Annotated in this window: 12 protein-coding genes; 6 read left to right on the top strand and 6 right to left on the bottom strand. The window is 70.5% G+C overall.

Annotated features, from left to right (window positions below; genetic code table 11):
* Positions 1 to 51: 51 nt before the first annotated feature.
* Both xylB and xylA read right to left on the bottom strand, forming a co-directional pair.
* Positions 52 to 1,356 carry a xylulokinase gene (xylB, locus tag RS82_RS16220; RefSeq protein ID WP_045301328.1) on the bottom strand — a complete coding sequence of 435 codons (1,305 nt, stop codon included), beginning with the start codon at positions 1,354 to 1,356 and terminating at the stop codon, positions 52 to 54.
* A 122-nt stretch (positions 1,357 to 1,478) separates the two neighbouring features.
* Complete coding sequence (xylA, locus tag RS82_RS16215) at positions 1,479 to 2,669, bottom strand: xylose isomerase (RefSeq protein ID WP_045301326.1); 1,191 nt, start codon at positions 2,667 to 2,669, stop codon at positions 1,479 to 1,481.
* 334 nt (positions 2,670 to 3,003) lie between these two features.
* On the opposite strand from xylA, the gene RS82_RS16210 reads away from it, so the two are divergent.
* Both RS82_RS16210 and RS82_RS16205 read left to right on the top strand, forming a co-directional pair.
* Complete coding sequence (locus RS82_RS16210; protein ID WP_157005643.1) at positions 3,004 to 3,327, top strand: hypothetical protein; 324 nt, start codon at positions 3,004 to 3,006, stop codon at positions 3,325 to 3,327.
* Between the two features lie 84 nt (positions 3,328 to 3,411).
* Entirely contained in the window at positions 3,412 to 4,581 is a 1,170-nt protein-coding gene (locus tag RS82_RS16205; protein ID WP_045301324.1) for an ROK family transcriptional regulator, read from the top strand.
* Between the two features lie 4 nt (positions 4,582 to 4,585).
* Here RS82_RS16205 and RS82_RS16200 read toward each other — a convergent pair whose 3' ends face one another.
* Positions 4,586 to 5,581 carry a LacI family DNA-binding transcriptional regulator gene (locus RS82_RS16200; RefSeq protein ID WP_045301322.1) on the bottom strand — a complete coding sequence of 332 codons (996 nt, stop codon included), beginning with the start codon at positions 5,579 to 5,581 and terminating at the stop codon, positions 4,586 to 4,588.
* 172 nt (positions 5,582 to 5,753) lie between these two features.
* On the opposite strand from RS82_RS16200, the gene RS82_RS16195 reads away from it, so the two are divergent.
* Genes RS82_RS16195 through RS82_RS16180 form a run of 4 tightly spaced genes read left to right on the top strand, consistent with a single transcriptional unit; the run spans position 5,754 to position 11,240 of the window.
* Positions 5,754 to 7,040, top strand: a complete 1,287-nt coding sequence (locus RS82_RS16195; RefSeq protein WP_045301321.1) for an ABC transporter substrate-binding protein — start codon at positions 5,754 to 5,756, stop codon at positions 7,038 to 7,040.
* Positions 7,041 to 7,051: 11 nt separating this feature from the next.
* On the top strand, positions 7,052 to 8,077 hold the full coding sequence (locus RS82_RS16190) for a carbohydrate ABC transporter permease (RefSeq protein ID WP_045301319.1): 1,026 nt from the start codon (positions 7,052 to 7,054) through the stop codon (positions 8,075 to 8,077).
* 53 nt (positions 8,078 to 8,130) lie between these two features.
* Positions 8,131 to 8,946: a carbohydrate ABC transporter permease gene (locus tag RS82_RS16185; protein ID WP_245619642.1), complete on the top strand. Its 816-nt coding sequence runs from the start codon at positions 8,131 to 8,133 to the stop codon at positions 8,944 to 8,946.
* Complete coding sequence (locus tag RS82_RS16180) at positions 8,943 to 11,240, top strand: beta-xylosidase/alpha-l-arabinosidase (RefSeq protein WP_045301315.1); 2,298 nt, start codon at positions 8,943 to 8,945, stop codon at positions 11,238 to 11,240. Before RS82_RS16185 ends, RS82_RS16180 begins: the two co-directional genes overlap by 4 nt.
* Before the next feature lie 194 nt (positions 11,241 to 11,434).
* On the opposite strand, the gene RS82_RS16175 is transcribed toward RS82_RS16180, so the two are convergent.
* From RS82_RS16175 to RS82_RS16165, 3 genes are read right to left on the bottom strand one after another with little or no spacing between them, the layout of a single operon-like run.
* A complete protein-coding gene (locus RS82_RS16175; protein WP_045301652.1) occupies positions 11,435 to 12,514 on the bottom strand; it encodes a Gfo/Idh/MocA family protein in 1,080 nt (359 codons plus the stop codon).
* On the bottom strand, positions 12,511 to 13,203 hold the full coding sequence (locus tag RS82_RS16170) for a ThuA domain-containing protein (RefSeq protein WP_045301313.1): 693 nt from the start codon (positions 13,201 to 13,203) through the stop codon (positions 12,511 to 12,513). The genes RS82_RS16175 and RS82_RS16170 overlap by 4 nt, the downstream gene beginning before the upstream one ends.
* On the bottom strand, positions 13,200 to 14,414 hold the full coding sequence (locus tag RS82_RS16165) for a Gfo/Idh/MocA family protein (RefSeq protein ID WP_045301311.1): 1,215 nt from the start codon (positions 14,412 to 14,414) through the stop codon (positions 13,200 to 13,202). The genes RS82_RS16170 and RS82_RS16165 overlap by 4 nt, the downstream gene beginning before the upstream one ends.
* Between the last annotated feature and the right edge of the window lie 37 nt (positions 14,415 to 14,451).

Here is a 14,451-nt window from a genome sequence, read left to right as displayed (position 1 = left end):
GACGTGGCCGGGGCGTGAGAGCACGGACGCGCCCACGAGAGCGAGAGAGCTTCAGTAAGAGAGGACGGATGCTGCCTGCCGCGCGGCGCCGAGAGCCACGTACTCCCCCGGCTCGGGCACCTCGACCGGCAGCCCGAGCACGAGGGGCGCGATCTCGCGCACCGCCTCGGACTGCGCGCCGCCGCCGACGAGCAGTGCGCGCTCGAGCGGCACGCCGAGGAGGCGGAGAGCTTCGAGCCCGGCCGCGAGCCCCGAGAGCATGCCCTCGACCGCGGCGCGCGCGAGGTTCTCCCGCGTCGTCGAGGCGAGCGTCATGCCCGTGAGCGAGGCGGTGGCGTCGGGGAGGTTCGGCGTGCGCTCGCCCTCGAAGTAAGGCACCAGAGTCAGGCCCGCGGCACCGGGTTCGGCGCCCAGCGCCAAGCGCGACAGCTCGGCGTGGTCGACGCCGAGCACGCGCCCGATCGCGTCGAGCACGCGCGCGGCGTTGAGCGTCGCGACGAGCGGCAGGAACCGGCCCGTGCAGTCCGCGAAACCCGCGACCGTGCCGGTGGGATCGATCGTGCGCTCCTCGCTCACCGCGAACACGGTTCCACTGGTGCCGATCGACACGACCACGTCCCCGGGACCGGCGCCGAGGCCGAGGGCCGCGCCCGCGTTGTCGCCGGCACCGCCGCCGACGCGTCGGCCCGCGGCATCCGTCACCCATTCGTCCGGTCCGAGCACGCGCGGGAGCACCACGTCGTGACCGAGCGCGGCGATGAGCAGCTCGCGGTCGTAGCCGCCGGTGGCGGGGTCCCAGTAGCCGGTGCCCGACGCGTCGGAGCGATCCGTGACGAGTTCGTCGAGCACGGGGCCGCGTGGCGACTCGATGTCGGGGCCGAACCCGCGCAGCCGCCAGGTCAGCCAGTCGTGCGGCAGGGCGACGGCGGCGACCCGCGCCGCGTTCTCGGGCTCGTGGTCGCGCAGCCAGCGGAGCTTCGTGATCGTGAAGGATGCCACGGGCACGAGGCCCGTGCGCCGGGCGAGCTCCTCGGCGCCGAACTCGGCCGTGAGGTCGGACGCGGCCTGCGCCGACCGGGTGTCGTTCCACAGCAGCGCGTCGCGGACGACGCGCCCCTCGGCGTCGAGCGCAACCATCCCGTGCTGCTGCCCGCCGATCGCCCAGGCCTCGACATCGTCGATCCCTCCGGCGTCGGCGATCGCCTCCTGCAGCGCGCGCCACCAGGCCTCGGGATCGACCGAGGTGCCGTCGGGGTGCGACGCACGCCCCTGCCTGACGACCGTCTGGGTCGCGGCATCCGTGATCACGACCTTGCACGATTGCGTCGACGAATCGACCCCCATCACGAGCGCCATGCGCCCTCCTCCTCTTCGAGTGCTGTCGTCGCGGGGAACTCCCCACGAGTTGCCAAGACACGCCGGAAGGCGCGAGCGCTTCCCGGCGTGTCTTGGCGAGTCGGTTCTGCGGACCCGGTGCGTCAGCCGCGGGCGCCGAGCAGGTGCTCGGTCGCGAGCTGCTGCAGGCGGACGAAGCCGAAGCCCTTGCCGCCCAGGTACACCGACGGGTCGAAGTCCTCGTAGGCGGAGCGGTCGGCGAGGAAGTCCTCGTACGATTCGCCCGGGTTGAGCGTCGGCACCGACAGCTCGTCGACCTTCGCCGCGGCCAGCGCCTCCTGCACCTCGGGGTCGGCGCGGAAGGCCGCGGCGCGCTCCTTGAGCAGCAGGTAGGTGCGCATGTTCGCGGCGGCCGAGTCCCAGACGCCGGTCTCGTCCTCGGTGCGCGAGGGCTTGTAGTCGAAGTGGCGCGGGCCGTCGTAAGCGGGCACGCCGCCGGGGCCGCCGTTCTCGAGCAGGTCGACGAGCGCGAATGCGTTGTGCAGGTCGCCGTGTCCGAAGACCAGGTCCTGGTCGTACTTGATGCCGCGCTGCCCGTTGAGGTCGATGTGGAAGAGCTTGCCGTGGAACAGCGCCTGCGCGATGCCCGCGGCGAAGTTGAGGCCCGCCATCTGCTCGTGGCCGACCTCGGGGTTGAGGCCGACGAGCTCGGGGCGCTCGAGCGAGTCGATGAACGCGATCGCGTGCCCGAGCGTCGGCAGCAGGATGTCGCCGCGGGGCTCGTTGGGCTTGGGCTCGATGGCGAAGCGGATGTCGTAGCCCTTGTCGGTGACGTAGTCGCCGAGGAGGTTGACGGCCTCGCGGTAGCGCTCGAGCGCGGCGCGGATGTCCTTGGCGGAGTCGTACTCGGCGCCCTCGCGGCCACCCCACATGACGAACGTCTTGGCGCCGAGCTCGGCGCCGAGGTCGAGCTGGCGGAACACCTTGCGAAGGGCGAAGCGACGCACGTCGCGGTCGTTCGACGTGAAGCCGCCGTCCTTGAAGACCGGCGCCGAGAAGAGGTTGGTGGTGACCATCGGGACGATCAGGCCGGTGTCGGCCAGTGCGCCCTTGAGGCGGTCGATCTGGGTCTGGCGCTCGGCATCCGTCGAGCCGAAGGCGAACAGGTCGTCGTCGTGGAAGGTGAGGCCGTACGCGCCGAGCTCGGCGAGCTTCTCGACGGCGTGCACGACGTCGAGGTGGTTGCGGGTCGGCCCGCCGAAGGGGTCGGTGCCGTTGTAGCCGATGGTCCAGAGACCGAAAGAGAACTTGTCGGCGCGGGTGGGGGTGGGCATGACGCTCCTTCGCGGTAAATGTTGCTGCCGACAACCTATACCAGAACGGATGCCGAGTCCACCACGAACGGCGCTTCCCGCACGAACCGCGCCTCAAGGGTCGCGAGGCGATGATCAGACGACTGCGCGGGTCACAGCGTGTCCGGTTGTGACCGGAAGTTCATCAGGCCTTAACACGCGGTCCCCGTCGAAGCGCGGAGAATGATCTCGGGAGCGCGATCCGGTCGCGCGGACGCCGGCGTCAGCCCTGGTCGGCCCATCCCAACGCGTCAACCCCCTGCGCGAAAAGCGCAGGCGAGGCAGAGGATCGGGGCACGACGAGAGGAGCCTCCCCATGGTGCTCGAGAGGCCGTCCTCACCGGTGAGACGCGGCGCGCTGCGGTCGCGCGCGATGCCGTCGCGGAACGAACTGCCGACGCGACGACCGGAGTCGCCGGCACCCGACGACTCCGCCGTCCGGTGGGAGCGCATCGACATCGATCGCTACGAGGTCAGCACCACCGCGGCGACCGTCGGCTTCATCGACGTCGTCGGGGCCGTTTTCGTCGTCCTCGCCGGCGCTCGCTACGACCGGGCCGTAGAAGTGCTCCAGACGCTCGACTTCGCCCTGGCGGTCGACGCGATCTCCCCGGCCGGCGCCGAACGCCCGTCCGACTGATCCTTCAGCCCCGCCGTACCACCGGTTTGAAGCCGCACGCAACAAATCTCGAAGCGCCGCTTCGACGCCCCCTACAGTGAGACGGTGAGCGATCCAACGGCCGCCGAGGGCGTGCGCCAGCGCAATCTGGCACGGCTGCTGCGCCTGGTGCACCTCGAGGGCCCGCTCTCCCGGGCCCGACTCACCGAGTCCACGGGCCTCAACCGGTCGACGATCGCCGACCTCGTCGCCGAGCTCGTGCGCGAGGGACTCGTCGTCGAGCGGGCGCCCGACCCGTCCCGGCGCGTCGGCCGCCCATCGCCGGTCGTCGCCGCCGATGCACGCGTGATGGCGATCACAGCGAACCCGGAGGTCGACGCCCTCACGATCGCCGCCGTGGGACTGGACCGCGGCATCCCGGTCCGTGAACGCATCGAGCTCGACCACTTGCTGTCTCCGGACGAGACGGCACGGCTCATCGCCGAACGTGTCGAGGCGTGGCGGGCGGGCGAGCTCGCCGACGCGCACATCGTCGGCGTCGGACTCGCCGTGCCAGGGCTGGTACGGGCAGCCGACGGACTCGTCCGCAACGCGCCGCACCTGCGCTGGACGGATGCGCCCCTTCGCGATCTCGTCGCCGACGCCACCGGCCTGCCGACGGTGGTCGGCAACGACGCGGCACTCGGCGCGATCGCCGAGCACCTCTTCGGCGCCGCGGCCGGCTTCGATGACGTCGTGTACCTCAACGGCGGCGCCAGCGGCATCGGTGGCGGACTCATCGTGCACGGGATGCCGCTGCTCGGCGCCGGCGGCTACACCGGCGAGTTCGGGCAGAACCGCCCCGGCATCGCCTCGGCCGCCGACCGTCGCGCCGACGACGGCGTGCTCGAGGACGAGGTCAGCAGAGCGCGGCTTCTCGCAGCTGTCGGCCTTCACGCGGCGGATGAACCGTCGCTCGCGGCGGCGCTGACCGCCGCGGGTGCCGGCGCAGCCGAGGAGGTCGCGCGGCAGCGCCGCATCCTCTCGACGGCGCTGGCCAACGCCGTCAACGCGCTCAATCCCGCGGTGGTGGTGCTCGGCGGCTTCCTCGCGACGATCGCCGCCGTCGACGTGCCCGGGCTGGGGGCGCTCGTGCGGGAGCAGACCATGTCGGCGAACGCCGAGGACCTCAGCATCCGCGTGGCATCCCTCGCCGAGGATCGGCTGCTGATCGGCGCCGCCGAGGCCGCCTTCGGCGACCTGCTCCGGGACCCCGGCGGTGTCGCGCGGGACTGAGGCCTCACGCGGGCGGTGCGGTCGTGTCTCGCGGGACCAGACGAGTCGGCAGTTTCACGTGCGTGACGGGCGGCGTCTTCCCATCCATGAGTTCGAGGAGCATTCGGGCCGCCTCGGCACCGAGCACCTGCATGGGCTGGCGCACCGTCGACAGGGCGGGCGTCGCCTTGGACGCCTCGGGGACGTCGTCGAATCCGATCACCGAGAGGTCGCGCGGGACGTCGAGGCCGAGCTCCGAGGCGACCCTGACGATCTCGAGGCCCGAGATGTCGTTCGCGGCGAAGACCGCGGTCGGCCGATCAGGGCGGCGGAGCATCTCCAGCGCGGCGAGGCGCACGGCGTCCTGCTGGTAGCTTCCGGAGCCCACGAGGGCCGGATCCAGCGGGATGCCGGCGTCGGCCAATGCGCGTCGATAGCCGGCATCGCGGGCGATCGACGAGCGCAGGTCGCGGCGACCCGCGATGAAGCCGATGCGCGTGTGTCCGAGTTCGATGAGGTATCGCGTGGCCAGCAGCGCACCACCGAAGCTGTCGCATTCGACGGTCGGCAGGTCGGCGGGACCCGTGTGAGGGTCGATGGCGACGACCGGCACTTCCGCGCCGACGTTCACCACGGTCGGGGTGACCATGATCGCACCGTCGATGAGGGTCCCGCTCAGTCGTGAGAGCGACCGTCGCTCCCACCCCTCCGCGGCGCCGTGCGAGCCCGAGTAGGCGAGCAGGTCGTACCGCGAGTCACGCAGCGCCTCGCCGACGCCCTTGAGGATCTCGGCGCTGAAGGGCTCGAAGTCCGCGACGAGCACGCCGATCACACCCGTCTTGCGCGATCGCATGCTGCTGGCGATGAGGCTCGACTCGTACCCGAGCTCGGCCACGACGGCGAGAACCTTGTCCACCGTCTCGCTTGCCACTCCATAGCGCCCGTTCACCGCCTTCGAGACGGTTGCGACCGAGACGCCGGCGGCGGCGGCGACGTCGGTGATCGTGGGACGACGGGTCATGTCTCGAAATCATAACGGCCTCGAAACCGTTATTGAAAACGTTTGACAAGATATTTGTTGCCAACGCACACTTTTCTCGCCCGGTCTGCACGCCGGGCGGTACGCGACCCGATCGCGTCGACCACCAGCACCTCGCAGCAGAGGTGCCCCTCGAAGAAGAGACGGGAATCACATGATGCGCAAGAGAATCCTCGCGGGTTCCGCAGCACTCATTATCGGCGCACTCGCGCTCGCCGGCTGCAGTGCCGGCGGCGGCGACAGCAGCGATGGCAGCGTCGAGATGACGCTGTGGCAGAACTCGACGACAGGCCCGGGCCAGCAGTTCTGGAAGGACGCCATCGCCGCGTTCGAGAAGGAGAACCCCGGCGTCACGATCAAGATGCAGTCGATCCAGAACGAGGACATGGACGGCAAGCTGCAGACCTCGCTCAATGCGGGCGACCCGCCGGACATCTTCCTGCAGCGTGGCGGCGGCAAGATGGCCGCGATGGTCCAGGCAGGCCAGCTGATGGACCTGACCGGGAAGATCGAGGGCGAGGCGAAGGAGAACATCTCGGAGGGCTCGTTCAAGGCCGAGACCTACCAGGACAAGGTGTGGGCGATGCCCCTGTCGGTGCTGCCGGGCGGAATCTTCTACAGCCAGGACCTGTACACCGCAGCGGGCGTCACCGAGAACCCGACCACGATCGACGAGCTCGTCGCGGCCAACGACAAGCTGAAGGCGACCGGGGTGGCGCCGCTCGCCCTCGGCGCCAAGGATGCCTGGCCGGCTGCGCACTGGTTCTACTGGTTCGCGCTCCGGGAGTGCGCCCCGAAGACGGTCGAGGAGACCGGCGACTCGAAGGACTTCAGCGACCCGTGCTGGCTGAAGGCCGCGGAGGACCTCGCCGACTTCGCTGCCACGGAGCCGTTCAACGACGGCTTCCTCACCACGTCCGCACAGCAGGGCGCCGGGAGCTCGGCCGGCCTCGTCGCCAACCACCAGGCGGGCGGCGAGCTGATGGGCGCGTGGGACCCGGGCGTGATCGCCTCGCTGACGCCGGACGAGAAGCCGCTTGCAGATCTGGCGTGGTACCCCTTCCCGGAGGTTTCCGGCGGCAAGGGCGAGCCCGGATCGATGATGGGCGGCGTCGACGGCTACTCGTGCTCCGCGAAGGCACCCAAGGAGTGCGTCGACTTCCTCAACTTCGTCGCGTCGAACGACCAGCAGACCGCGTACTACAAGGCGTTCAACTCGCCCCCCGTGAACCAGGCCGCACAGGCCGAGGTCACCGAGCCCTACCTGAAGCAGATCCTCGAGGCCTACAACGCGGCCCCGTTCGTCTCGCAGTGGCTCGACACGGTGCTCGGGCAGAACGTCGGCAACGCGCTCAACGTCGCCGTCGTCTCGATGCTCGCCGGACAGAGCACCCCGCAGCAGATGATCGACGAGGCCAACAAGGCCGGGGCGAAGGGCTAGGAAGAACTCCCATGCAGACAAGCGAGACCCCGAAGACGGACGATCGCCCGGAGACGGATCTCGCGCAGCGTTCCGGGGGCGGCGGCGTCACACCGCCGCCCTCGGCGTCGCAGCGCCGCCGATCCCGAGGACTCGGCTGGTCGGGCCGTCTGGAGGTCGCAATTCTGGCCGGGCCGGCGATGCTCGTCTTCATCGGGTTCGTCATCTTCCCCGTGATCATGGCGGCCTACTACGGCTTCTTCAACTGGCACGGCTACGGGCCGGCGACCGACTTCATCGGACTGAAGAACTACGTCACGATCCTCACCGACCCGGACTTCCAGGAAGCACTCGGTCACAACGCGTTCATCGTCGTCACGTCGATCCTCATCCAAGGACCGATCGCCCTGCTCCTGGCGCTCCTGCTGAACCGAAAGATGCGCGGGCAGTCCGTCATACGCGTGCTCATCTTCGTGCCCTACGTGATCGCGGAGGTCGTCGTGGGCACCGGCTTCAGCCTGCTGCTGGCGACCAACGGCGGCCTGAACGGTGTGCTGGAGAAGTGGGGGCTCTCGGGCTTGGCCCACGACTGGCTCTCCGATCCGAACATCGCGATCTGGACCCTCGTCGCGATCCTCACCTGGAAGTACGTCGGCTTCGCCGTCATCCTGTTCCTCGCGGGGCTCCAGGGCATCCCCGACGAGCTGTACGAGGCGGCCGCCATCGACGGCGCGACCTACTGGCAGATCCAGCGGCGCATCACGATCCCGCTGCTCGGGCCGACCCTGCGCATCTGGGCGTTCCTGTCGATCATCGGCGCACTGCAGCTCTTCGACCTGGTCTACATCATCTGGGGCCAGTACGTCGCTCCCGTCGCGGGCACCTCCACGATGGCGACATACATGGTGGCCAACGGCCGCAACGCCGGGAACTTCGGCTACGGCAATGCGGTCGCGGTCGTCATCTTCCTCATCTCCCTCGTCGTCGCCCTCGTCTACCAGCGCTTCGTGCTGCGCCGCGACACCGCCGGCGCGCTCACCGAAAGGAACCCCGAATGACCTCCGCCGCCGCACTGGCGACCCTGGAGTTGCCTCCGCCACGGCGCCAGCGCATGCGACGTGCGACGCCGGCCGTGTGGTTCGTCGCGCTCGTGGTCATCAGTTTGATGCTCGGGCCCGTCGTTTACATCATCCTCGGCGGATTCCGCACGAACTCCCAGATCACGACGGACCCCGGCGGCCTCCCCGACCCGTGGGTGTGGAAGAACTACATCGACGTGCTGACCGGCGGCGTGTTCTGGCAGCAGGTGCTCAACTCCGCTGTCGTCGCCATCGCCACGACGGCGGGCGTCATCGCGCTGGGCCTCATGGCGAGCTACGTGCTCGCACGATACCGGTTCCGGGGCCGGGGTGCGATGTACGCACTGTTCGCGGCGGGACTCATGTTCCCGATCACCGTCGCCATCACGCCCCTCTACATCGTCGTGCGCGACATGGGGCTCATCAATTCCCTCGGCGGCGTCATCCTGCCCCAGATCGCGTTCGCACTGCCGACGACGATCATCATCCTCGTGCCGTTCCTGCGTGCGATCCCCGATGAGATCGAGGAGGCAGCATTCATCGACGGCTGCAGTCGTCTGGGCTTCTTCTGGCGGATGGTGCTTCCACTGGCCGTCCCGGGAGTCATCACGGTGGGCATCCTCGCGTTCATCGGCAGCTGGAACAGCTATCTCCTGCCGCTCTTCCTTCTCAATGACAACGCGAACTTCACGCTCCCTCTCGGCGTGCAGGCGTTCTCTTCGCAGTACTCCGTCGACACCGCCAAGGTGCTGGCGTTCACCTCGCTGTCGATGATCCCCGCGCTGGCGTTCTTCAGCCTCTTCGAGCGGCGGATCGTCGGCGGCCTGACAGGAGCGGTCAAGGGATGAGCGACAACGGACTTCGCGCCGTCTCGGAGCGCGTGCTCGCGCTGCACGCGCAGATGACCCTCGACGAGAAGCTCGCACAGCTCGTCGGGTACTGGGTCGACCAGGGGGACGAGGTCGTCGCGCCGATGGCCGGCGAGATGATCACATCGACGCGGTACGAGGATGCCACCGCGAACGGCATCGGGCACCTCACCCGCGTCTACGGCACGCGGCCGGTGGACCCGGTCGCCCGCGCCGAGTGGCTCTGGGGGGAGCAGCGTCGACTGCGCGAGCAGACCCGCCTCGGGATCCCCGCGATCGTGCACGAGGAGTGCCTCACGGGGCTCGCCGCGTGGAAGGCGGCCACCTTCCCGACGCCGCTCGCCTGGGGCGCCGCCTTCGACCCCGAGCTCACCGAGCAGCTCGGGGCGGCGATCGGCCGCTCGATGGCCGAGCTCGGAATCCATCAGGGCCTCGCGCCGGTGCTCGACGTGATCATGGACCCGCGATGGGGTCGTGTCGACGAATGCATCTCGGAGGACCCGTACGTCGTCGGCACGATCGGCACCGCGTACGTCAAGGGACTGCAATCGGCCGGTGTCCACGCCACGCTGAAGCATTTCGCCGGCTACTCCGCGTCGCAGGCCGGCCGCAACCACGCCCCCGTGCACATGGGGCGCCGCCGGCTGCAGGACGTCATGCTCCCGCCGTTCGAGATGGCGGTCCGCGACGGCGGGGTGCGGTCTGTCATGAACTCGTACGCCGAGATCGACGGCGTTCCCGTCGCCTCGAGCCCCGAGCTTCTCACCGCGCTCCTGCGCGACGAGTGGGGATTCGACGGCACCGTCGTGGCCGACTACTTCTCGGTCGCTTTCCTCCACGCGCTGCACGGGGTCGCGGCCGATCTCGGCGAGGCGGCGCTGCTGGCGCTGCGGGCGGGGATCGACATCGAGCTGCCGACGGGCGACGCGTTCGTCGAGCCCCTGCGGTCGCTGCTCGACTCGAGCGCTCAGGGACGGGCCGATGTGGACCGCGCGGTGCTCCGCGTGCTCTCGCAGAAGGAGGAGCTGGGCCTGCTCGACGAGGACTTCTCGTCGCCGCCGACGCAGGTGGAGCTCGACGGCCCGGAGCTTCGCGACCTCGCGCGCAGGACGGCCGAGGAGTCGGTCGTCCTCCTCGGCAACGACGGCGTGCTTCCGCTGGCGGCGCCGCGCAGCATCGCACTGATCGGCCCCAACGCCGACGCCGCGGAGTCGCTCATGGGCTGCTACTCGTTCGCCAACCATGTGCTGGCGCACCACCCCGGCACGCCCTTGGGCTTCGAGATCCCGACGGTCGCGGAGTCGCTGCGCGCGGAGTTCCGTGACGCGGACATCGTGCTCGAGCGGGGCTGCGACGTCGAAGGCGATGATGAGCGCGGCATCGAGGCCGCCGCCCGCGCGGCGGCTGACGCCGAGGTCGCGGTCGTCGTCGTGGGCGATCGCGCCGGTCTGTTCGGACGGGGCACGGTCGGCGAGGGCAACGACGTGGACGATCTGGAGCTTCCCGGTGTGCAGCGCCGGCTCGTCGAGGCCGTGGTCGCCACGGGCACCCCGACCGTCGTGGTGATCGTCTCGGGACGCCCGTACGCGATCGGATGGATGCTCGACGGCCGCACCGCTGCCGCAGCGGTGCTGCAGGCGTTCTTCCCCGGAGAGGAGGGCGGTCCCGCGATCGCGCGGATCGTCTCCGGCGCCGCCGAGCCGTCCGGCCGGCTGCCTGTCTCGCTGCCCCGGTCCGCGGGAGCGCAGCCGTACACGTATCTGCACCCCAGGCTGGGGGGTCCGACCGACATCACGAGCGCCGACAACACCCCGGCGAGGCCGTTCGGCTTCGGGCTGACATACACCTCGTTCACCCGAGAGGACCTCACGGCTTCGGATGCTGCCACCGACGGCACGATCACCGCGCAGGTGCGGCTGTCGAACGTGGGCGATCGCGCAGGCACCGATGTCGTGCAGCTCTACGCCCGGGACGTCGTCGGCTCGGTCACCCGCCCCGTCGCACAGCTGCTCGCCTACCAGCGGGTCTCCCTGGCCCCCGGCGAGTCGGCGACCGTCACGTTCTCGGTGCCGACCTCGCGGCTGGCGTTCACCGGACGGGACGGCCGCCGGATCGTCGAGCCCGGTGCCGTCGACCTGTGGGTCGGAGGATCGTGCGCCGAACGCGACACCGAGACCCGGATCGAGCTCGTCGGACCCGTGCACGCGATGACGGCCGATGCGCCTCGAATGGCGACGGCTGCGGTCGCGGCCCTGGTCCCCGACCCCCGTTGAAAGAAGTGCCCCGAGTGCGTGCAGCACTCGGGGCACTTCGTCTGGGTTGACGTCCGCAATCCGCCCCCGCTCGACGGGTCAACCGGCCCTCCACAGGACGAAACCTCGCACTTCGCTCCTGCAGAACCCCGGTTGACCTGTTGAAGCACGCAGGGAGGAGGACGGATGCCGCGACCCGCCGCGCAGGTTCGGCCTCAGAGGCTCCGCCATGCCTCGGCGGGTGTCAACGGCACGAGCGCAGGACGCTCGACCGTGGAGCGCAGGGACTCGCGCACACCCGAGGCCGCGGACGCGGCGAGCGCCGTCATGATCTCGAGCACGTGCAGGGCCATCGCCCCGCTCGCACGGCGCTCGCCCGCGACCAGGTCCAGCAGCCCGATGCCGCGCCCGGAGTCGGCGTACCCGGCGGACGGCTCGAGCGTCTCCCACGACCCGCCGCGCGGGTGCAGCTGCACGTCGCCGGCGAAGTTGTTCGGGTCGGGCACGAGGAGCGACCCGTCGACGCCGTGCACCTCGATGGGCGCCGCCGTCGAGCGCACGCCGTCGAAGCTCATCGTGACGGTCGAGATCGCACCCGAGGCGTGATGGAGGATGCCGGTGAGATGCGTGTCGACCTCGACCGGAATGCTCTCCCCCGCACGCGGGCCCGAGCCGATCACGCGCTCGTCCCGCGAGCGCGAGGCGGCACCCGACACCGCGGTCACCGGTCCGAACAGCTGCACGAGCGACGTCACGTAGTACGGCCCCATGTCCAGCAGCGGCCCGCCGCCTTCGCGATAGTAGAAGTCGGGCTGCGGATGCCACGACTCGTGGCCCGCCGAGACCCACATCGCCGACGCCGACACGGGCCGGCCGATGCGCCCGCCGTCGATCGCGGCCCGCGCGGTCTGCACGCCGGTGCCGAGCACCGTGTCGGGCGCGCCTCCGACGCGGACGCCCGCGGCGGCCGCGGCAGCCGTGATCCGCGCAGCGTCCGCGAAGGTCGCCGCGAGCGGCTTCTCGCCGTACACGTCCTTGCCGTGCGCGATGGCGGCGAGCGCGACCTCGGCGTGCGCGGCGGGGATCGTGAGGTTGAGGACGGCACGGATGCTGCGATCCTCGAGCAGCTCGGCGGTCGTGAGCGCGCGGCAGCCGGGGATCCCCTCCGCCACGGCCGCGGCCCGTGCCGTGTCGAGGTCGGCCACGGCAGCGATGCGCACGCTCGATGCCGGAAGCAGGGTGTCGAGGTACTGGCGGGAGATGACGCCGAGCCCGACGACCCCGATGTCGGTCACCGCGCGGCCCACAGCATCCCCCGTTCGATGATGGTGCGGACGTTCGCGTCCTGCAGCACGTCGAGGCTGTGCCCCGGCGTCGAGACGAAGACCCGGCCCTGCCCCCAGTCCCGCGTCCACACCGCGGGCGAGGTGATCGGGCGGTGCCACGGGTGGTACGGCTGCACCGGGTGCGTCGTCGTCGCCAGCACATCGATGAGGTCGTCGTGCAGCACCCAGTACTGCTCGGTGGTGAGCGCGAAATCGTCGATGCCGGCCGTGATGTCATGCGTGCGGCCGAGGTCGGTGATCTCGACGGTGTGGTCGAGGTAGTTGTCGGTCTGGTCGCCGTGCACCTCGTCGGGGCGCTTCGACGGGTGCGTCGCGAACTGGCCGCCCACGAGCTGCAGGTAGTCGGAGCTCGCACGGAACGAGTCGGCGATGCCGCCGTGCCAGCCGGCGAGGCCGGTGCCCGCGGCGACGGCGTCGCGGAGGCCCCGGATCGCCTCGTGCGACGCCTGCGACATCGTCATGGACTGCAGCACGAGGTCGGTGGCGGCCATGCGGTCGGCGTCGGCGTAGACCTGGGGGTCGTCTTCGACGGTCACGTCGAAGCCGCTGGAGCGGAGGAACGGCAGGAAGAGGTCGGTCGCCTCGATCGGATGGTGGCCTTCCCATCCGCCGCGGACGACGAGGGCGGTGCGGGTCATGCGGTAGTCCCTTCGGGGTCGACGCCGGCGGATGCCACCGGCGTGAGGATGCTGTCGCGCGCGGCGCTCTGCTCGACGGCGGCGAGCACCCGCTGGACCTGGGTGGCGTCGGCGAAGCTCGGCGACACGGGGATCTCGCCGGCGACCGCGCGCACGAAGTCGACGACCTGGTGCGCGAACAGGTGCTCGTAGCCGAGTCCGTGCCCGGCGGGCCACCACGCTCCGGCATACGGATGCTGCGCCTCGGTCACCTGCACGCGCCGGAAGCCCTGCGCGGCATCGGCAGCGGCGTCGTACACCTCGAGCTCGTTCATGCGCTCGAAGTCGAACGCGATCGCGCCGCGGTCGCCGTTGATCTCGACGCGGTTGGCGTTGCGGCGGCCGGTCGCCATCCTCGTGGCCTCGAAGACGCCGAGCGCACCGCCGTCGAAGCGCGCGGTGAACGCCGCGGCGTCGTCGACGGTCACCGGCAGCCGGTCGGACGTGTCGGCCGCGACACCGCCGAGCCCCTCGACCGCCGAGCGCCGGGGCCGAGACGTGACGAACGTGCGCATCGTGGCCGACACCGCCTCGATGTGCTGACCGGCGAGCCATTGCGCGGTGTCGATGCTGTGCGCGCCGATGTCGCCGAGGGCGCCGGAGCCCGCGCGATCCCGGTCGAGCCGCCAGGTGTGGGGCGAGTCGGGGTCGCTCAGCCAGTCCTGCAGATACTGCGCGCGCACGTGCCGGATCTCGCCGATGCGCCCCTCCTCGATGAGCCGGCGGGCGAGCGCGAGCGCCGGTGTGCGGCGGTAGCTGAAGCCGCACATCGCGACCGTGCCGGACTGAGCAGATGCCGCGGCCGCGGCATCCGTCATCTCCTGCGCTTCGGCGACCGAGTTCGCGAGGGGCTTCTCGCACAGGACGTGCTTGCCGGCGGCGAGGGCGGCGAGCGCGATCTCGGCGTGGGTGTCGCCGGGGGTGCAGATGTCGATCGCGTCGATGTCGTCGCTCTCGACGGCTTCGCGCCAGTCGACGCCGTGTTCGGGCCACTCCCAGCGCGCGGCGGCCTCGGCCGTGGCGTCGGCGCGATGGCCGACGAGCAGCGCCGGCCGCGGCGCGAGCGGAAGGTCGAAGAAGTGCGGCGCGGTGCGCCAGGCCTGCGTGTGCATCCGGCCCATGAAGCCGGTGCCGATCAGCGCGATCCGCAGCGGAGATGTCGTCGTCGTCATCGTTGTGGCCCTTTCCGAAACCGACGATGCCATCGGC

Source organism: Microbacterium trichothecenolyticum (assembly GCF_000956465.1).
In the GTDB taxonomy this organism is placed as follows: Bacteria; Actinomycetota; Actinomycetes; order Actinomycetales; family Microbacteriaceae; genus Microbacterium; species Microbacterium trichothecenolyticum.
The sequence above is the reverse complement of the archived record's forward strand: the minus strand, read 5'-3'. Positions and strand labels throughout refer to the sequence as shown.